Here is an 18,776-nt window from a genome sequence, read left to right as displayed (position 1 = left end):
CAGGCGTCGGCGGACGGGGTGTCAGCGGCCACTGCCGTGAAGTCCAGCAACAGCTCGACGACCGCGTCGGGCGCCTCGATCGGGGGCACGTGCCCGACGCCGGGCAGCAGCTCGACCCGCGCGTTCGGCACCGTGTCGTACCGGTGTGCCGACGCCGGATCCCAGCGGGGGTCGGCGGCGCCGAAGAGCACCAGGAGCGGCACGTCGAGGGCGGCGAGCCGCTCGGGCACGTTCCGCTCGACGACGTACGCGGAGTTCGCGCGCATCACGCGCCGGAAGGCGCGGTACGTGATGCCTCGTATCCCGGCGACCATGTCGTCCGGGACGTCCACCGGGCGAGCGGTCGTCGCCTCGACTCCCTTGCGGATCAACGCGTCCGAGCGCAACGACCAGATGAGCCGGCCGAGCGGCGGGCCCAGCAGCACCCGCAGGACGAGCGGCTGCGGAGAAAGCGCGTCGAGGCTCGGGCCCGTACTGATCAGCACGAGCGACTTCACCAGGTCGGGACGGTGTGCGGCGAGCGCGGTGGCGACGTAGCCGCCGCTGGAATGTCCGGCCGTCGCGACGTTTCGAAGCCCGAGGTCGTCGAGGAGCGCCGCCGGCCGGCCTGCCACCGCGGGCACGTCGTACGAGGCCGCGGGCGGCGACTGGCCGCAACCCGGCAGGTCGACCCGGATGACGTGACGGCGGGCGGCGAGCGCCGGGACCATCGGGCTCCAGGAGCCGCCCGCGGCTCCCGATCCGTGGATGAGCAACAGGGGCGGCGCCTGGGAAGGGCCGTCGTGAACCACATGCATGCCATGCGCGAGTGCGGCGTCGTACGGACTCATGCGGCAGATGGTGCGGGACCGGCCGCTCATCGGTCTTGTACAAATGTCGGCCTGCGGGCCCGGATCCGAGAGGCCCCCTGGCCAGAGCCGTTCGGCCCCTGGTCGCGGCGGCACCGGACGGCGATCGTCGATATGGCGCACGACGGCAGTCCGGGCGCGGAGTCTGTTCTTCTCCGTCCTTGAGCCCCGTCGGCCCCCCGAAAGGAGCCGCTCATGACCACCACGGCCCCGCGCATGAGCCAGACCCTGCCCGAGGAGCACCGCGGCCGGCTGATGCGTATCGCCCGAGAGGTGACCTTCCCGCAGGACCGCCGGCTGTTCGAGGAGGGCTCGCGCGCGGACCGGTTCTGGATCGTGCGCAGCGGCAGCGTCGCCCTGGACATACGGGTGCCGGGGCGGCGGGCGCCCATCGTCGAGTCGCTCGGGCGTGGCGAGCTGATCGGCTGGTCCTGGCTCTTCCCGCCCTATGTGTGGCAGCTCGGCGCGCAGACCGAAACCCCGGTGAGGGCCGACGAGTTCGACGCCTTCACCGTGCGCCTGATGTGCGCGTCCGACCCCGGGCTCGGCTCGTTCGTCGCCCAGTGGGTCGGCCGGGTCCTCGCCCACCGGCTGAGCGTCACCCGGTCCCGGCTCCTCGACCTCTACGCCCCCTACGGATACGGGGCGGCCTGACGGCCCCGCCCGCCCGGCCGATCGGTACCGTTCGGCCCTGGCGGATCACCTCCCACGGCTCCAGGATGCAGGAACACCACATCCGAGGGGGACGTATGCCTCAGCCACCCAGTTTCTCCGTGGACCGTCCCATTCGCATTCTGCTCCTGGACGACCACGAAGTGGTCCGTCGCGGCTTGCGCGACCTGCTCGGCGCCGAGCCCGACATGGAGGTCGTCGGGGAGGCGGCCACCGCGGCGCAGGCCCTCGCCAGGGGGCCCGCGCTCCGTCCCGACGTCGCGGTCCTCGACGTCCGTCTGCCCGACGGCGACGGCATCACCATCTGTCGTGAACTCCGTGGTCTGCTGCCCGAGTTGAGTTGCCTGATGCTCACCTCGTTCGACGACGACGACGCGCTCCTGGACGCCATCATGGCCGGTGCGGCCGGCTATGTGCTCAAGCAGATCAAGGGTTCCGACCTGGTCTCCGCGGTACGCACCGTCGCCTCCGGGCAGTCGATGCTCGACCCGGCGACGACGGCACGGCTGATGCGGAGCCTGCGGGGGCCGGAGGCATACGACGCGGAGCAGGGTGACAGTGCCCGGTCCGCCGTCGGCCAGCTCGCCGAACTCACCGAGCGGGAGCGGGACATCCTGGCGCTCGTGGGGGAAGGGCTCACCAACCGGCAGATCGGCCTCAGACTGTACCTGTCCGAGAAGACGGTGAAGAACAACATCTCCCGGCTGCTGGCCAAGCTGGGTGTGGAGCGGCGGATCCAGGCGGCGGTGATGGCCAGCCGACTGCCGCCCCGGCCCCAGTAGCGGACGGCGTCGATGCGTCCCGCTCCCTTGCTTCGCCCGTGCTTCAACTCCCGTCCTTCAACGGCACGTGCCACTCCACGCGCGTACCGCCCGGGTCCCGGGTCGTGGCGGTGAGCGTGCCGCCCCGGCCGCGGGCGCGCGCGGCCATGTTCGCCAGGCCGCTGCGGTGTGCGTCCGCCACGTCCGGGATGCCGATGCCGTTGTCCTCCACCGTCAGCGTCAGAGCCCGGCCGCGTACGAGGAGCGCCACCTCGGCCGAGGACGCCCGCGCGTGCCGTGCCACATTCGTCAGGGCCTCGCCGAGCACCGCCACGACATCGTCGGCGACGGGCGGCGGCACGTCGACATCGATCAGGCCCTCCATGCGCAGCGCCGGCGTGAAGCCGAGCACCCGCGCCGCGTCCTCCACGGCGCGCACCGTGCGCACCCGCAGCCCGGCGCCCTTCGGCGGTGACTCCTGCTCGCGCAGTCCGAAGATCGTGGAACGGATGATCTTGATGGTGGTGTCCAGGTCGTCCACGGCCCGCAGCAACCGCTCGGTGGCCTCCGGATGCTGCACGAACCGCTGGGCACTCTGCAACGTCATACCCGTCGCGAACAGTCGCTGGATCGCCAGGTCGTGCAGGTCCCGGGCGATCCGGTCGCGGTCCTCGAGCAGACTCATCTGCTCCGCGTCGCGGCGCCTGTCGGCCAGCTCCAGGGCGAGCGCCGCCTGCCCGGCGAACCCGACCAGCGGCACCAACTCGGCCGCGGCGAACGGCTGTCGCTCGGCCCGGCGCGCGAGCGTCAGCACCCCGCGCACGCGGTCGCTCGTGCCGATGGGCACGGCCACGGCGGGGCCGAGCCCCTCCCAGCGCGCGGGCTGGTAGGTGATCCGCGGGTCCTTGCGCACATCGTCCGACGTGACCAGCTCGCCGGCGGCGAGCGCGGCGCCCGCGAAGGTGCCCTTTCGTGGCAGCGTCACATTGTGGTGCGCCGAGGCGTGCTGGCCCAGCGCCAGCGTCTCGTGCAGATCGTCGGTGCCCGAGACGACGAGCGCCACCATGCCGAGGTCCGCGGCGGCGATCTCCCGGGCGCGCTCGACCATCAGGCGCAGCACCGGTATCTCCTCGGTGCCGGACAGCAGACTGCCGGTGAACTCCGCACTCAACTTGAGCCACCGCTCCCGCAGTTGGACCTCCTCGTACAGGCGCGCGTTCTCGATCGCCACGCCCGCCGCGGCACCCAGCGTCTGCAGCACCGCGACATCTTCGTCGTCGAAGTCAACGCCACCCCGCTTCTGGGTGAGATACAGGTTCCCGAACACGTCGTCGCGCACCCGGATGGGGACCCCCACGAACGTGTGCATCGGCGGATGGTGCGCGGGGAACCCGGACGACGCCGGGTGGCCGGCCAGTTCGGGCAGCCGCAGCGGCTCGGGGTGCCGGATCAGCTCGCCGAGCAGCCCGTGCCCGGACGGCAGATCGCCGATCCGGGCCCGCAGGTCGTTGCTGATGCCGACCGGCAGGAACTGCGACAGCTTGCGCCGGTCCTCGCCGATCACGCCCAGGGCGCCGTACTCCGCGTCGACCAGGACCACCGCGGCCTCCACGATGCGGCGCAGTACCTGCGAGAGGTTGAGCTCCTGACCGACCGACAGCACCGCCTCCAGCAGACCCTGGAGGCGGTTGCGGGTGCCGCGCACGGCGTCGATCCGGACCTGAAGTTCTTCCAGCAGTTCGTCGAGCCGCAACCTCGGCAGCGGCCCGGTCCCCCGTACAGCGTCGTCGCCCATCCGACCTCCGCGGGACTTTGGGTACACGTCCTTGTACTCACGGTAGCGGCTGGGGTCGCCGCCATGACCTGCTTCGTCATACTTCGGGAGGTGGAACGGGAGCGTCCGGGGGCGCCGCGCTGTGCAGCTCGGCGATCTGGGAACGGGAGGTGAACCCGAGCTTGGTGAGGATGTGCTCGACGTGGGAGTCGATCGTCCGCTTCGACACGACGAGCTCGGCCGCGACCTCGCGGTTCGTCAGGCCCTTGCTGACAAGCGCGGCGACCTGCCGCTCCCGGGGCGTGAGACCGTCGGCGGGGCCCGAGCGCTGTGCCGGGACGTCCGGGGCGGCCGTGGATCCGTCGGCGAGGGCCAGGTCCACCACCGCGTCCAGAGGCAGCAGGCCGCCCTCCACGAACGAGTCGTGGTACCCGTCGGCGCCCAGCGCGGACCGCGCCTGCGTCGCGGCCCCGGCGTGCAGGTCGTGCAGTACCGGGATCCCGAACCTCGCCTCCTTGGCCGACCGGCGCCACAGCGCGTCCGCCGCGCCCTGGAGGACGGCAACGCGTTCGAAGTGCCGCAGCTGCGCCGCGTACCAGGCGAGCCCCTCCATGAAGTGGGCGAGGCCCATCAGGTCGTGCAGTGCCGCTTTGCTGCGCAGGCCTTCCCGCGAACACGCGAGGGCGGCCTCGTGATCGCCGCGCAGCCACAGTCCGACGCTCTTGACCCACAGAGCCCAGCCCCGCGCCCACTGCTCGGCGGGGTGCGCGGCGCCGCGCGCCAGCGAGTCGTCGCACCACGCGATGCCCCGGTCGTGGTCGCCGGACAGGATCAGCATGAACCCGCCGTAGAAGCCGAGCATCAGCAGACCGGTGTCGTCGCCGAGCGCCGTCATCCGGGCGCGGGCCTCCTGGAAGTCGGCGGCGCAGTCCTCCATGAGGCCGAGGAAGTAGCGCCGGTGCGCCTGGAAGGCGAGCGTCCACGCGGCACCGACCGGGTCATCGATGCGGGTGGCGATCGCCTCGGCCTCCTTCAACAGCTCCGCGTTGTTGCCGCGCTCGCCCTGGAGGTCCATGTACCAACTGGTCAGCCAGAGCGCCTTGACGCGTACGGGCGTCTCGTCGCGGCAGCCGTCCAGGGTGCGGCGCAACCAGTAGCGGCCTTCGGTGAGCAGGCCGGTGGCGTGCCAGTACCCCCACAGGTCAGTCGCCATCCGCAGCCCCTGACAGTGGAGCCGGGGCCGGGCGACGCAGTACTCCAGGGCGGCACGGACGTTCGCCTGATCACGCACCAGCGCCTGCAACAGCGGGATCTGCGCGTCGCCCGTCCACTCCTCGTCGAAGGAGCCGGCCACTTCCCGGAAGTACGCGAGATGGCGGAGCCGGGTCGGTTCCTCGTCGTCGAGCGCCGCGAGTTGCTCCCGGCCGAACTCGCGGATCGTGTCCAGCATCCGGTAACGGGTGCCCTCGGGGGTCTCCACCCTGATCACGACCGACTTCTCGACCAGACCGATCAGCGAGGTCAGAACGTCCTCGGTGGGCAGCACCTCTCGCGCGGACAGCATGTCTCTCGCGGACAGCACGTCCTCGACGGTCAGTTCGTTCTTGGCGGTCAGTACGTCCTCGACGGTCAGTTCGTTCCTTGCGATCAGTTGGGCCTTGGTGGGGGAGCCCTCTCGCAGTGCCGGGTTCCGCGGGTCCGCGCACACCGCCTCCGCGGCCTCCAGACTCAACTCGCCCGCGAACACCGACAGTCGGGCCCACAGCAGCCGCTCCGGTGCGGTCGACAGATCGTGGCTCCAGCCGATCGCGGTGCGCAGCGTCTGATGGCGCGGCACCGAGGTGCGGCGCCCGCCCGTCAGGAGCCGGAACCGGTCGTCGAGACGGCTCAGCATCTCGTCGAGGGAGAGCACCCGCAGCCGGGACACGGCGAGTTCGATGGCGAGCGGGATTCCGTCGAGGCGCCGGCACAGGGCCAGCACATCGGCCCGGTTGTCGTCACTCACCGTGAACCCGGGCGCCGCCGCCGACGCCCGGTCCGCGAACAGGTCCAGCGCGTCGCACCCCTGTTCCGAGGCGACGGCCGCCGGCTCGGGCATGCTCAGGGGGCCGATCGCCAGGACGTGCTCGCCGGCCACGTCGAGCGGCTGGCGGCTCGTCGCCAGAATCCGCAACCCCGGTGCGCAGCGCAGCAGTTCGTCGCAGAGTATCGCGCACGCGTCGACGAGGTGCTCGCACGTGTCGAGCAGCAGGAGGAGGTCCCGGTCCTCGAGGAAGTCGGCGATCACGTCCAGTGCGGGGCGGGCCGTCTGCTCGGGCAGGTCGAGCGCCGCGGCGACGGTGTTCGCCAGCAGTTCGGGATCGCTCAGCGCCGAGAGCTCCACCAGCTGCACCCCGGCGGCGAAGGTGTCCCGCAGCTCGTACGCGGTGCGCACCGCGGTACGGGTCTTGCCTACGCCGCCGGGCCCGGTCAGCGTCACCAGGCGGGCCCGTGTCAGCACGTCGGCCAGGTGCGCCAGCTCGCACCGCCGTCCGACGAAACTGGTGGCCTCGGCGGGAAGTTCACCCGGCGTGCGACGGCCGGAACTGCGGTTCATGGGACTCCGTACGGTGCGGGCAGCGACGGCAGGACAGCGCGCGTCCTGTGCCGCCACGCTAGAAGTCCCCGGCCATGATCCTGACGGCTTCGCCGGATCGCCCCGCACACAGGTGGCGGAAATGGGACACTGCCTTTCCCGCGGCCCCGCCCATGCCAGGATCCGGATGCCTGGGGCACATTCTGTGCACACTTAAAGGAAACCGTCACACAGTGCGTCCGGATGACTACACTTCCCCGGAACATTGCAATGACCGCGCCCCCTTCGTCCGCCGGAGCCGCCCGACCGGCCCCGCCCTTGGAAGGCTTCCATGACCACCCGCCCGCGCACGACCAGCTCGCACCCGGAGACGGTCGGCACCCTGAGCGTCAGTGCTCGCCGCCTCACCGCGGGCGCCGGGCACGACGGCAGCGGTGGCGACGTGCACGGTGCTGTCGACACTCCGTTCGGCACCCGGCTGCTCATCGGAGACGTCATGGGGAAGGGCCCCCAGCTGTCCCGCACGGCCGATGCCGTACTCGGCGCCTGGCATCAACTCGCCGGACGTCAGCGCTCGTTGGAGGTCCTCGCGGTGCGTCTGCACTCCTTGGTCGCCCACTCCGAGGAGCCCGACCGGTTCGTCACCGCCACTCTGGTCTCCGTCGACCCGGACGGCTCCGCCGAGCTCGTCTGCTGCGGACACCCGCCGCCCTTACTGCTGCGCGACGGCAGCGCGGTGGCGGCCGCCGTGCCCGCACCGGCGCCCCCGCTCGGCCTGCTCGACCTCGCCCAGGGCTGGTGCGCGGCCCAGCCCATTCCGCGCAGCGCCTGGGACCGGATGCTGCTCCACACGGACGGCGCCTCCGAAGCGCGCGATGCCACCGGCACTTTCTATCCCCTCGCCGAGCGCGCCGCCGAGCTGAGCGCCGCCCCGCTCGCGGGCTTCACCGCCGCACTCGCCGCCGACCTGCTCCACTACGCGCAGGGCACCTTGCAGGACGACGCCTCACTCCTCGCCGTGGAGGCGGCTCCGGTCACCCCCGATACGTAGGGGCACGATCTCCAGGAAAGCCGTGGCCGCCGGTGAGCGTCGCGTCCGACTCCACACCATGCGCTCCTCCCGCACCGGCCCGTCCCGCACCGGTACCACGGCAAGCCCGGGCAGGCGCGGTACGAGCCGCGAGGGGAGCAGCGCGATGCCCAGGCCGCCGCGCACCAGATCGGCAAGGAAATCGAGGTCCTTGGCCTCGAACGCCACCTCGCGCCGCAACCCGGCCGCCGCGAACGCCTCGTCGGTCTGCGCCCGGGCCGCGAGCCCCGCGGGGAAGTCCACGAACGCCTCGTCCACCAGCCGCGCCAGTGGCACGGGCGCACTGCCTCCGGTGTCCGCCAGCGGGTGATCCGGCGGGGCGACGGCGACATGCGGGTCCACCACGAGGGTGCGGCTCTCGACCCCCGGATCGTCCGTACGGAACGACGGCTGTACCCCCACCCTGCGGCAGGTCACCGGCGGCGCGACCGCCCTGCTGCTCGCCGGCTGGCTGGTCCTGCTCGCCGGGGAGCGCTCCCCGGCCTGGCTCGCGCTCGGCGTCGTCGCCCTCAACATCGGCCAGCAAGCCGTCCTCAACGGCGGCCAGACCGTCCTGTACGCGCTGCGCCCCGAAGCCCGCAGCCGTATCAACTCGGCGTTCATGACGTGCTTCTTCCTCGGCGGCGCCGTCGGCTCGGCCCTCGCCTCCGTCGTCCGGTCGGCCGCGGGCTGGACCGGCGTCTGCGTCCTCGGCGCGGTCCTGGCCGCGGGGTCCTTCACCGTCTGGGCGACCGAACACCTCCGCCGCCCCCACTGACCAGCGGCCCCGCGGCCGAACACGCGGCGTACGGTGAGCCGTTTGCGGGTGGGACGGCAGGGCACAAGGGCGAGGACCCCGCGACGACAAGGAGCCCCGACGATGCTGCTGGCCCACCCCGCTCTGCTGGCCGATCTCGTCCGTGAGTACGAGACGCTCAGCGCGCTCGACGCCGACGAGGGCGGCGCCGAAGGGCGGCGCCGCCTGGACGACGTGACGTACACGCTCTGCGTCGCCACCGGGACCCGCGACATCGACACCGCCCTCGTCGCGGCCAGGCACCGGCTGCCCGGCGCCCGCGTCCACGACGACTCCCTCATCGGTGCGGCCCGGCCCAGGACCGCGCGGCTGTCAGGGGTATGACACCACCGTCGACGGCACGGTGGTGTCGCCCGAGGTGGCGGCCCCGATGTCGTTGATCACGTGGTCGTACTGGCCCTTGCCGCCCAGCGACACCACCAGCAGGCCGTGGAACTTCACACCCGCGTTGTTCGGTGCCTCGAAACCGTGGCCCTGCTGGATCGTCGGGTCCACGTTGTAGAAGCAGTACGAGCCGAGTCCCCACCCCTCGTGACTGGTCACCGAGTCGGCGACCTTGTACGCGGCGAAGCCCTTCACCGAGCCGTTCTGGATCGACGCCTGGTTCGGGGCGTCGTAGGCCTTCTCGTTCTGGAAGAAGATGGTGCGCCCGCGCTCGCCGTTCCACTGCACGTCGTACTTGTTGAAGTGCTCGACGAACAGGCCGGTGGCCAGCACGTCGTCGCCATTGACAACGATGCCGTAGTCGGCGCGGTTGGTCTCCCAGCCGACACCGGCGCCATGGTCGGCGCGCCACACCCAGGTGTGGTCGACGATGGTGTGCCGTGCGTTGATCACCATGCTGGTGGTGGCCTTGCCGGCGCCCGCGCCGCCGATCCGGACGAACACGTCCTGCACGGTGATCGGGTCGGCCGAGTGGTCCGCGGACGCGCCCGTCGGCCCGACCTCCAGCAGGGTCGCGGAGTTGACGGTGCCCGCGTCGATGAGGAATCCGGCGAGCCGCACCCCGCTCACGTCGGCCACCTCGACCGCGGTGGCCCCGCCGTCCGGGACGAGCGTGGCGTAACCGAGGCCGAGGACGACCGTGCCCGCCCGGTTCACCTGGATCGGGGCGTCCACGTGGTAGACGCCGGGCGTCAGCAGGAGGTGCAGGCCCTGGGTCAGGGCGGCGTTGAGCGTGCTCGCGCTGTCCCCGGGCTTCGCGACGTAGAACTGGGTCAGCGGGACCGAGGTGCCGCGTGGTGTGCCGTTGCCCCAGCTCGTGCCGCGCGCGTTCGTCCGCTTCTCCGGCAGGAACACCTTGTAGTCGGCGCCGTCGAGGTACAGGAACGGCTTCTCGCGGGAGACGGGTGTCGTGTCGAGCGTGGTGTACGGCGGGTCGGGGAACCCCTGCGGGGGCGCGCCCTCGACACCGGAGAACACCATGTTCCAGACCGCGTTGGCCCAGCCGCCTACGGACGAGTCCCGGGTGTACCACTGCTGCTGCGAGTACGGTGCCACGCTGCCGTCGATCCGGCTGTCGGCGATGTAGCCGCCGCTGGCCCAGCCGTAGCCGTCGGGCGCCAGGTTGAGGCCGCCGCGCACGTGCATCCGGCGGAACGGCGCGGCCTGCGCGACCGCCCACCGGTTCGTGCCGTTCACCGGCACCAGCGCGAGGTTCTCCGCGCTGCGCCAGAAGTTCTGCGTGGCGTTGCCGTTGAACCAGCCCGCGTCGACGGTGACGTCCCCGTTGATGGTCGTGTCGTCGGGGGACAGACCGAGGCCCGCTATCGAGGTGTAGAAGCCGAGTTGGGCGTTGAGCCCGCTGTACGTGCCAGGCTTGAACAGCAGCGCGTAGCGGCCGGAGTCGAACTGCGCCGACTCCTGCTGCTTGAAGATCTCGTCGAGCTTGGCCTGGATGCCGGCTGTGGAGGGGTCGAACACGATCACGTTGGGACCGAGGTCGCCGCCGCCGGCGAGTGCCTCACGGGGCTTGGCCTCGGCCGCCGAGGCGACGGCCGAGCCGAGCACGGGCAGCGCCGCCGAAGCGGCGGCCGCACCGAGGACCGAGCGGCGGGACAGGGACAGGTGGGGGTGGGGGTGGGGCACAGCGGCTCTCCTGGTTCATGAAGTGAACGAGTGGGGGTGGTGGGAGCGCTCTCCTGGCGACGCATGCTTCAGGCGTGTGAATCGGGCGTCAAGAGTTGTGACCGAAATTCGCGGGGATTACGGGGGAGCAGTCTCAACAAAACGCCCAGAAACGGGAGTTGGACCTTCAGGAAGTGACGGAAAGCGCTTCGGCTCACTCCTTGCACTTCCCGCCTCGGCTCGTGGGCATCCGTCTCCGTCACCCCGCTTGACACTCGGGTAACGGCCTCATACCTTCCGCCGGGAGCGCTCTCCCTTCCGAGCCTGTGACGGTTCCCGTGAAGGAGAGACATGCGACGCCCCCTCCTGCTGCTCAGCACCACCGCGGTCCTGGCCGCTCTGACGTCCTGGTCCGCCTACACCGCGCCTCCGACCACCGCCGCACCCCGCGCTGCCGCCGCCGCGGCAGCCGACTGGAACACCGACCTGGCTGCCGCGGCGCACACCGCGAACCCCGCGTCCGTCACCGCGTCCGGCAGCGAGAACGGCGCGACAGGCCCCGGCGCCGCCGTCGACGGCGACGCCAACTCCCGCTGGTCCAGCGACTTCTCGGACTCCGCGTGGTTACGCGTCGACCTCGGCGCGACCCTGCGCATCGACCGCGTGACCCTCGACTGGGAGGCCGCCTACGGCAAGCAGTACGTCCTGGAAGTCTCGAAGAACGGCACCGACTGGCAGCCCTTCTACACGGAGGACGCCGGTACCGGCGGCAGTGTCACCGCGCACACGTACCCGCAGGAGGTGACGGGCCGCTACGTCCGCATGCGCGGCATCGAGCGCGCCACGCCCTACGGATACTCCCTCTACGCGTTCAAGGTGTACGGCGGCGCACCGGCCGCCGCCTCCACCACGCGCACCAACCTCGCCCTGCACCACCCCGCCTACAGCAACTACTACCAACACGCCGGAAACTCCCCGGCGTTCGTCACCGACGGCGGCAGACCCGCCGACCTCAAGGCCGACCAGAGCCGCTGGTCGAGCGATTGGAACGCGGACCGCTGGGTCTCGGTCGACCTGGGCGCCACCTCCACCATCAACAGCGTCGACCTGTACTGGGAGGCCGCCTACGCCGTCGACTACGAAGTCCAGGTCTCCGACGACAACAGGACCTGGCGCACGGTGTACCGCCCGAGCGCGGCCGACGTCGCGGCCCGCCGCGCGGACATCAAGTCACCCGGGGACGCGACCGGCCGCCACGACACGGTCCAACTTCCCACCCCCGCCACCGGCCGCTACGTCCGCATGCTCGGCAAGGAACGCCGGTCGTTCTACAACCCGGCCCCTGCCACCGCCCAATTCGGCTACTCGCTCTACGAGTTCGAGGTCTACGGGACCGGCGGCAGCGCGGCCGCCGCGTACCCCGGGCTGCCCGGCGAGCAGTCGGGCAGCTACCGCACGACGTTCTTCGACGACTTCACCGGCGCCGCCCTCGACCGCTCCAAGTGGCGCGTGGTCAGGACCGGGCAGGAGATGGGCCCGGTCAACGGCGAGTCCCAGGCGTACGTCGACTCCACCGACACCATCCGCACGCAAGCCGGCAATCTGGTCCTCGCCGCCAAGTACTGCAAGGGCTGCACCCAGGCGGGCGGCGGCACCTACGACTTCACGTCCGGCCGCATCGACACCCACACCAAGCTCGACTTCACGTACGGCAAGGTCAGCGCGCGCATGAAGCTGCCGGTCGGGGACGGGTTCTGGCCCGCTTTCTGGCTGCTCGGCAGCGATGTGGACGACCCGTCGGTGTCCTGGCCCGCGTCCGGCGAGACCGACATCATGGAGAACATCGGCTACGGGGACTGGACCAGCTCCGCGCTGCACGGCGCCGGGTACTCCGCCGACGGCAACATCGGCGCTCTCCAGCACTACCCGGGCGGCGGCCGCGCCGATCAGTGGCACACCTACGGCGTGGAGTGGACGCCGACCGAACTGCGCTTCACCGTCGACGACCAGGTCGTTCAGCGCACCACCCGCACCAAGCTGGAATCCACGCGCGGCCAGTGGGTGTTCGGCCACAACCAGTACCTGATCCTCAACCTCGCGCTCGGCGGCGCCTACCCGGCCGGCTGGAACAAGGTCACCCAGCCCTACTGGGGACTGCCGCAATCGAGCGTGGACGCGATCGCGCGCGGCGGCGTCCAGGCGGAAGTGGACTGGGTGCGCGTGGAGCAGAAGGGGTGACGCCCGGCAGGTCCTAGGCCGCGATGGCGCCCTTGCCGGTCGTCTGCTCCTGGAGCACCTGTGCGGCCCGGTCCGCGGACGTCTGCCACAGGGTCGTCACCGGCTCCCAGACGCGCACCCCGGCGGGGGCGCCCAGCTTCAGCGCCTGGAACGTCCGCCCGTCGTGATCGGGCACGGCGGCCACGTTCACGGACAGCACGGTGCGGGCCTCCTCGTCGCCGCCCTTCGGCTCCGTCGACACGGAGAGGACGGCCGCGTACACGGTGGTGTGCGCGGCCAGGGTCCGCCCCGCGTGCGGCACGGTCGGCAGCGGGAGGGCGGCGCCGTCCAGATCCCCGTAGGTGACCGTCGGGACGCGGTCGACGAGGCAGGCCCGCGCCGAGTCGTTGCGCACGCTCAGCTTGAGCACGCCGGCACTGTCGTCGGAGGGCTCCGCGCGCACGGTCAGATTCTTCTCCGCGCAGCGAGGAAGTTCGGCGGCGGAGGCGCCCGACGGGGCGCCCGGCATCGTGGCCGGGACGGCGAGGGCGGTCAGGGCGAGTGCGGCGACGGTGGCCGCCGTGACGGTTCGTGCGCGCATCGGTTTCCCCAGTTCGTTGCCGCAATAAGGATGAATGCAGACATAAGAGGCTATCCCGGATGGCCGGCTCTGTATATGGCACGGGGTGGGGGTGCAGTGACCGCAAGTTTGCACGGTGTGCAAGAATCTTCGCCGTGATCACATCCGACCCGCCGCAGAGCGCCCCCGCCGAGGGGCTGCGTGCCCGCAGGCGCCGCCGCACACGGGCCGAGCTGCACGCCGCCACCCTGCGGCTCGTCCGCGAACTGGGCTTCGCGCACGTCACGGTCGAGATGATCAGCAATGAGGTCGGAGTCTCACCCCGTACCTTCTTCAACTACTTCCCCAGCAAGGAAGCCGCGCTGTTCGCACTCCCCGGCAACCTGCCGACCGCGCTCGCGGACCGGTTCGCCGGGGGGGTCGGACAGGGCACGGACGCCGTGCTGCGCGACCTCGGCGACGTGCTCGCCGACCACCTCCAGGAGGCCACCCCCGGCCCCCAGGAGCTGGAGGACATGCTGCGTATCGCCGAAGGTGTGCCGTCCGTCCTTGCCACGTTCCTCGCCCAGTGCGAAGCGGTGGAGCGGGATCTCGCCGGCACCATCGCCCGGCGCACGGGCACCCCCGCGGAGGGGGAGAGCGCCGAACTGCTCGCGGGCATCGCCATGGCGACCGTACGCAGCGCGCTGAAGAGGTGGGCGCAGACGAGCGAACACGCGGCCGGGGCGGACAGCGCCGACGGCCTCGCCTGCTGCGTGCGCGACTCCTTCGCCGCGCTGCGCGCCCTGCTCGGGCAGGCCGCGGTGCAGTAGGCCCGCACCCCCCGCGTGACCGGAACCCCCGACCGGTCACCCGACGCACCTCTCCCCGAACCCCGAAAACCCCGCAGATCCCGTAAACCCCGCAGACCCAGACCCCGCAGTACCCGTACGCGGTGACCGCTTCCCCCGCGCCGCACGGTCCGCCGACCCATCCGCACACTCGTACATCGGAGAACCACGCAATGACGCACGCCCCCGCAGCCGAGGGCATCGACACCGGACCCGGCCCGGAGAACGGCGGTGCCGACGAGAACGCCGAGAGCACGGCCAAGCCGGCCAACTTCGGACTGATCTTCGCCGCGCTGATGCTGACCATGCTGCTCGGCGCCCTCGATCAGACCATCGTGTCCACGGCCCTGCCGACCATCGTCGGCGAGCTCAACGGCATCGAGCACATGGCGTGGATCACCACCGCGTACATCCTCGCCGCCACCATCGGCATGCCCGTCTACGGCAAGCTCGGCGACCTCATGGGCCGCAAGAACATCTTCCTGGCCGGCATAGCCCTGTTCCTGGTGGGCTCGGTGGTCTGCGGACTCGCCCAGAACATGGGCACGTTGATCGCCGGACGCGCCCTCCAGGGCCTCGGTGGCGGCGGTCTCATGATCACCTCGCAGGCGATCATCGCCGACCTGGTGCCGCCGCGTGAGCGCGCCAAGTACATGGCTCCCATGGGCGCCGTCTTCGGGTTGTCCTCCGTCGTCGGGCCGCTGCTCGGCGGCTGGTTCACCGACGCGCACTCCTGGCGCTGGGCGTTCTGGGTCAACCTGCCCCTCGGCATCCTCGCCTTCTTCGTCGCCGCGGTCGCGATCAAGCTGCCGCGCAAGGCGGTCAAGGTCACGCTCGACTACCTCGGCACCGCGCTGATGGCCGCGGCCGTCACCTGCACCGTCCTGTTCGCGAGCTGGGGCGGCACCCAGTACGCCTGGTCCGACCCGCTGGTCATCGGCCTCGGAGTCGGCGCGGTGGCCGCCTGGATCCTGTTCTTCGTCGTGGAGAAGCGCGTCGCGGAGCCGGTGATCCCGCCGCACCTGTTCCGCAGCCCGATCTTCAACGTGGCCACGCTGCTCGGCATGATCGTCATCGGCCTCGGCATGTTCGCGATCGTCGGCTACATGCCCACGTACCTGCAGATGGTCTACGGCAAGTCCGCCACCGAGTCCGGGCTGCTGCTGATCCCCATGGTCGTCGGCATCATGGGCACCGCCCTGCCGTCCGGCGCGATCATGTCCAAGACCGGCCGTTACAAGATCTATCCGATCGCCGGAACGGCCGTCATCATGCTCGTCGCCTACCTGATGTCGACGCTGGACGTGTCCGACCCGGTCTGGCTCGTGTGCGTGTACGTCGGTCTCGCGGGCGCCGGTGTCGGCCTCATGATGCAGACTCTGGTGCTCGCCGTGCAGAACGACTTCCCGGCCGCGGAGGTCGGCACCGCCACCTCCGCGAACAACTTCTTCCGGGAGATCGGCGCGACGCTCGGCGTCGCCGTCGTCGGCGCCGTGTTCGCCAGCCGCCTCACCGACAAGCTCGCCGCCGGCATCCCCGCGGAGGCCGCGGCCAAGATCGGCGACAGCGACTCGCTCACGCCCGCGCTGGTCCGCTCACTCCCGGCGGACCTGCGTGAGACCGTCGTCAACTCCTACCAGGAAGCGCTCGTGCCGATCTTCCTGTATCTGCTGCCCGTGTTCGCGGTCGGCCTGGTCCTCGCCTTCGTCCTGAAGGAGAAGCCGCTCGCCGACAGCGCCGACTGGCACGCGGAGAAGGAGCCGGCCCCGGTCGCCTGAGGCGCCCCGGTCGTACCCCGTCATACGTGTGCCCTCGCCGCTTCGCCCGGCGAGGGCACACGTGTGTCAGTCCGTGACGAGCCACTCGCCGTCGCGCAGCAGGTCCCGGTCCGCGATCTCGTTCACCTCGCGCCAGGCCTGGATCAGCAGCGGCCGGATCCGGAAGTGCGGGTACGGGGCGCCGGCGGCGCGCGGATCGAACCCGGCCTTCTCCGCGAACGTGTCGCCGAACGCGGCCGTGACCTCGGCGTCGGGCAGCACCTCCGCCTCGCCCTCGATCCGTACGACGTCCCGGGTGCCCCCGATGGTGAGCTGTACCTTCCCGGTCGCCACGAGGTTGCGGGCGAGCGGATTCGTCGCGCGGGTCGACACGTACAGCAGGCCGTCCTGCCACAGGAACGACAGCGGCATCAGATGAGGCTGCCCGCCCTCCGCCCCGGCCGTCGCCACCCACGCGTCGGCGTCCCGCTCCAGCCGGGCGAGCGTGTCCTGCTTGCGCTGCTTCGCCGAACGGGCGGGCGCGACCTGCGTCATGGAGGCTCCTTCAAGGCGGGACAGAGCAGTACGGTGCGGGCGCCATCACTCCGGTGGCGCCGCGTAACACCGTACGTCCACCAACTCGCCCGGCCCCCACTCCTGTTGCGCAGAGGCGAGGAACTCCCACCCGAGCCTTTCGTACAGGGCGACGGCGGCCGTGTCGGTGGCGACGACGTCCAGCACGGCGCGTGCGCCCATCCGCTCGGCCTCACGCGCGGCCCGGTCGAGCAGCGCCGCGCCGATCCGGTGCCCGCGGGCCGCGGGGTCGACGAACAGCCGGCTGACGACCGCGACCTCGGCGCCCGCGCCGACCAGGGTCGGTGCCACATCGTCCGCGCCCGGCCGCACCAGCATCACGTGCCCGACGACCCGCCCGCCCCACTGGGCGACCCACGCCGCCGCGTCCGGGCCACCGGCCAGCCAACGGCCGGGGTCGGACGGCCAGTTGATGGGGTAGCCGTCCTTCGCGTGCACGGCGGCCAGGGCGGCGACGCACGCCCCGATGTCGTCGTCCCCGCGCGGCCCGACCTGCGGTTCGGAGGCACTGTTGGTCTCTCGCACGCCCCATAAGAACACGTCCCGGCAAAGACATGCCCCCTCCGGCCGGGTCACTGACCTCGCGCACTCTGGCCGCCCGCGGGGTCACTGACCTCGCGCACTCTGGCCGCCCGCGGGGTCACTGACCTCGCGAACTCTGGCCGCCCGCCGGGTCACTGACCTCCCGCACTCTGGCCGCCCGCCGGAACCCGCCCGCCTCGCACACCCCGCCGTGCCACCAACGCCCGCCGCCACCCCGCGAGTTCCTGGGCCGGCGCCGGTTCGGCCCGGCGGCCGCCCCGCGCGAAGAACCCCGCCAGCGGCAGCGTGGCCGCGCCGACCGTGACCGCGTCGGGGCCGAGGCGGCCCAGCTCCACGCCGACCCGGCCCACCGGATAGTCGAGCGCGTACGTCCCGATGTGCCGCCGCACCGACTCCAGGAAGCGCGGCCCGAGCCGCAGCCCGGCCCAGCCGCCGATCAGGATCCGCTCCGGCTGGAAGAGATTGATCAGGTCGGACAGGCCCGCCCCCAGGTACTCGGCGGTCTCCTCCAGGACCGAGAGCGCCAGCGCCCGTTCGGGCTGGGGGCCTTCGCCGTACGCCGTCCCCAACAGCTCGGTCAGCGACGCCTCTTCACCGCCGTCGCCGCTCGGCGCACCGCCGGCCTCCCGCCACCGTTCGACGAGGGCCTGCGCCCCCGCGTACGCCTCGAGGCAGCCGAGCGCCCCGCACCGGCAGCGCCGCCCCCGCACCCGTACCGTCAGATGCCCCCACTCGACGGCCCGCCCCTCCACCCCGTCCTCGGCGACCACGCAGGCCCCGACGCCCGAGCCGAACAGCACCACCACCGCGCTGCCGGCCCCTCGCCCGGCTCCGAACCACATCTCCGCCTGCCCGAGCGTCTTGGCCCCGTTGTCGATGAAGTACGGGATCTCGTCGGGGAGTTGGGTGCCTTTGCGCAGCAACTGCTCCAGCGGCACCGCTCGCCAGCCGATCGTCTGGCCGTGCACCACCGCCCCGCGCTCCGGGTCCCGTGCCACGATGCCGGGCACTCCGACGCCCACTCCGAGCAGCTGTCCCGGATCCGCGTCCGCCGCCGCGAGGACGTCGGCGATGCCGTCGCGGATGTGGCCCACCACCAGATCGACGTCGTACCGGTCACGTACCGCCAACCGGCGTTCCACGCGCGCCAGTTCGGTCAGCACGAGGTCGAAGAGCTCGACGCGGACCAGGTTCTCGCCGACGTCCACGCCGATCAGCAGACCGCAGTCCGGCGCGATCCGCAGCAGCGTGCGCGGCCGGCCGCCGTCCGACTCGACACTGCCCGCCTCCTCCACCAGCCCCTCGGCGGCCAGCTCCGCCACCACATTGCTGACGGAACCTGAACTCAACCCGGTCGCCGGACCCAGCTCGTACCGGCTCAACGGACCATCGAAATACAACTGTTGCAATAGGGCGGCGCGATTCTCGCGCCGCAGGTCGTGCACCGTACGCCCGTTCCGCCCGGCCATGATCTCCCTCTCCCTGCGCCGACAAGACGCCAACAACCCCCGCTCCGCGCAAGATACCCGTGTCCGATCCCTTGACGCCCTCTTCTTGTGCGGCTTAACTCACAGCCTAAATTAAGCCCTGAGGGCGTTCACTACTTGAACTCGCAGAAATTGAGCTCGTGTGGACGCGCCGGGGTTCCTCCGGATAAGGGACACCTGGAGCC

16 protein-coding genes and 1 pseudogene are annotated in these 18,776 nt (G+C 71.5%); 8 read left to right on the top strand and 9 right to left on the bottom strand.

Annotation, left to right across the window (positions count from 1 at the left end):
• Nucleotides 1-113: 113 nt before the first annotated feature.
• Nucleotides 114-710, bottom strand: a pseudogene (locus ACIREE_RS04055) (alpha/beta hydrolase); the annotation flags it as partial.
• Nucleotides 711-1,043: 333 nt separating this feature from the next.
• Here ACIREE_RS04055 and ACIREE_RS04050 point away from each other — a divergent pair.
• Together ACIREE_RS04050 and ACIREE_RS04045 are read left to right on the top strand one after the other, a co-directional pair.
• On the top strand, nucleotides 1,044-1,502 hold the full coding sequence (locus ACIREE_RS04050) for a Crp/Fnr family transcriptional regulator (RefSeq protein WP_404145859.1): 459 nt from the start codon (nucleotides 1,044-1,046) through the stop codon (nucleotides 1,500-1,502).
• Between the two features lie 95 nt (nucleotides 1,503-1,597).
• Nucleotides 1,598-2,302 carry a response regulator gene (locus ACIREE_RS04045; RefSeq protein WP_404145856.1) on the top strand — a complete coding sequence of 235 codons (705 nt, stop codon included), beginning with the start codon at nucleotides 1,598-1,600 and terminating at the stop codon, nucleotides 2,300-2,302.
• Between the two features lie 43 nt (nucleotides 2,303-2,345).
• Here ACIREE_RS04045 and ACIREE_RS04040 read toward each other — a convergent pair whose 3' ends face one another.
• A complete protein-coding gene (locus tag ACIREE_RS04040; RefSeq protein WP_404145853.1) occupies nucleotides 2,346-4,076 on the bottom strand; it encodes a GAF domain-containing protein in 1,731 nt (576 codons plus the stop codon).
• Nucleotides 4,077-4,152: 76 nt separating this feature from the next.
• Nucleotides 4,153-6,651, bottom strand: coding sequence for a LuxR C-terminal-related transcriptional regulator (locus ACIREE_RS04035; RefSeq protein ID WP_404145850.1), 2,499 nt, complete (start codon nucleotides 6,649-6,651; stop codon nucleotides 4,153-4,155).
• A gap of 310 nt (nucleotides 6,652-6,961) precedes the next feature.
• Here ACIREE_RS04035 and ACIREE_RS04030 point away from each other — a divergent pair, with 310 nt between their 5' ends.
• Nucleotides 6,962-7,681, top strand: a complete 720-nt coding sequence (locus ACIREE_RS04030) for a PP2C family protein-serine/threonine phosphatase (RefSeq protein ID WP_404145847.1) — start codon at nucleotides 6,962-6,964, stop codon at nucleotides 7,679-7,681.
• Here ACIREE_RS04030 and ACIREE_RS04025 read toward each other — a convergent pair.
• Nucleotides 7,637-8,065 carry a LysR substrate-binding domain-containing protein gene (locus tag ACIREE_RS04025; protein WP_404145844.1) on the bottom strand — a complete coding sequence of 143 codons (429 nt, stop codon included), beginning with the start codon at nucleotides 8,063-8,065 and terminating at the stop codon, nucleotides 7,637-7,639. The genes ACIREE_RS04030 and ACIREE_RS04025 overlap by 45 nt on opposite strands.
• A gap of 4 nt (nucleotides 8,066-8,069) precedes the next feature.
• Between ACIREE_RS04025 and ACIREE_RS04020 the strand changes: the two genes are divergently transcribed.
• Together ACIREE_RS04020 and ACIREE_RS04015 are read left to right on the top strand one after the other, a co-directional pair.
• Nucleotides 8,070-8,477 (top strand): hypothetical protein, encoded by a 408-nt coding sequence (locus tag ACIREE_RS04020; protein ID WP_404145841.1) that lies wholly within the window; start codon nucleotides 8,070-8,072, stop codon nucleotides 8,475-8,477.
• A gap of 102 nt (nucleotides 8,478-8,579) precedes the next feature.
• Nucleotides 8,580-8,840, top strand: a complete 261-nt coding sequence (locus ACIREE_RS04015) for a DUF5133 domain-containing protein (protein WP_404145838.1) — start codon at nucleotides 8,580-8,582, stop codon at nucleotides 8,838-8,840.
• Here ACIREE_RS04015 and ACIREE_RS04010 read toward each other — a convergent pair.
• Nucleotides 8,829-10,604 carry a coagulation factor 5/8 type domain-containing protein gene (locus ACIREE_RS04010; protein ID WP_404145835.1) on the bottom strand — a complete coding sequence of 592 codons (1,776 nt, stop codon included), beginning with the start codon at nucleotides 10,602-10,604 and terminating at the stop codon, nucleotides 8,829-8,831. The genes ACIREE_RS04015 and ACIREE_RS04010 overlap by 12 nt on opposite strands.
• A gap of 330 nt (nucleotides 10,605-10,934) precedes the next feature.
• On the opposite strand from ACIREE_RS04010, the gene ACIREE_RS04005 reads away from it, so the two are divergent.
• Nucleotides 10,935-12,821, top strand: coding sequence for a discoidin domain-containing protein (locus ACIREE_RS04005; RefSeq protein ID WP_404145832.1), 1,887 nt, complete (start codon nucleotides 10,935-10,937; stop codon nucleotides 12,819-12,821).
• Nucleotides 12,822-12,834: 13 nt separating this feature from the next.
• Here ACIREE_RS04005 and ACIREE_RS04000 read toward each other — a convergent pair whose 3' ends face one another.
• A complete protein-coding gene (locus tag ACIREE_RS04000) occupies nucleotides 12,835-13,401 on the bottom strand; it encodes a DUF4232 domain-containing protein (protein ID WP_404145829.1) in 567 nt (188 codons plus the stop codon).
• Nucleotides 13,402-13,535: 134 nt separating this feature from the next.
• On the opposite strand from ACIREE_RS04000, the gene ACIREE_RS03995 reads away from it, so the two are divergent.
• Nucleotides 13,536-14,192: a TetR/AcrR family transcriptional regulator gene (locus tag ACIREE_RS03995; RefSeq protein ID WP_404145826.1), complete on the top strand. Its 657-nt coding sequence runs from the start codon at nucleotides 13,536-13,538 to the stop codon at nucleotides 14,190-14,192.
• A 191-nt stretch (nucleotides 14,193-14,383) separates the two neighbouring features.
• Nucleotides 14,384-15,988 carry an MDR family MFS transporter gene (locus ACIREE_RS03990; protein WP_404145823.1) on the top strand — a complete coding sequence of 535 codons (1,605 nt, stop codon included), beginning with the start codon at nucleotides 14,384-14,386 and terminating at the stop codon, nucleotides 15,986-15,988.
• A gap of 66 nt (nucleotides 15,989-16,054) precedes the next feature.
• On the opposite strand, the gene ACIREE_RS03985 is transcribed toward ACIREE_RS03990, so the two are convergent.
• From ACIREE_RS03985 to ACIREE_RS03975, 3 genes are all read right to left on the bottom strand, one after another.
• Entirely contained in the window at nucleotides 16,055-16,522 is a 468-nt protein-coding gene (locus ACIREE_RS03985) for a pyridoxamine 5'-phosphate oxidase family protein (protein WP_404145820.1), read from the bottom strand.
• Between the two features lie 45 nt (nucleotides 16,523-16,567).
• Nucleotides 16,568-17,086 carry a GNAT family N-acetyltransferase gene (locus ACIREE_RS03980; protein WP_404145817.1) on the bottom strand — a complete coding sequence of 173 codons (519 nt, stop codon included), beginning with the start codon at nucleotides 17,084-17,086 and terminating at the stop codon, nucleotides 16,568-16,570.
• Between the two features lie 149 nt (nucleotides 17,087-17,235).
• Nucleotides 17,236-18,573: an ROK family protein gene (locus ACIREE_RS03975; protein WP_404145814.1), complete on the bottom strand. Its 1,338-nt coding sequence runs from the start codon at nucleotides 18,571-18,573 to the stop codon at nucleotides 17,236-17,238.
• Nucleotides 18,574-18,776 lie beyond the last annotated feature (203 nt).

Source organism: Streptomyces sp. NPDC102467 (assembly GCF_044765445.1).
Taxonomy (GTDB): Bacteria; Actinomycetota; Actinomycetes; order Streptomycetales; family Streptomycetaceae; genus Streptomyces.
The sequence above is the reverse complement of the archived record's forward strand: the minus strand, read 5'-3'. Positions and strand labels throughout refer to the sequence as shown.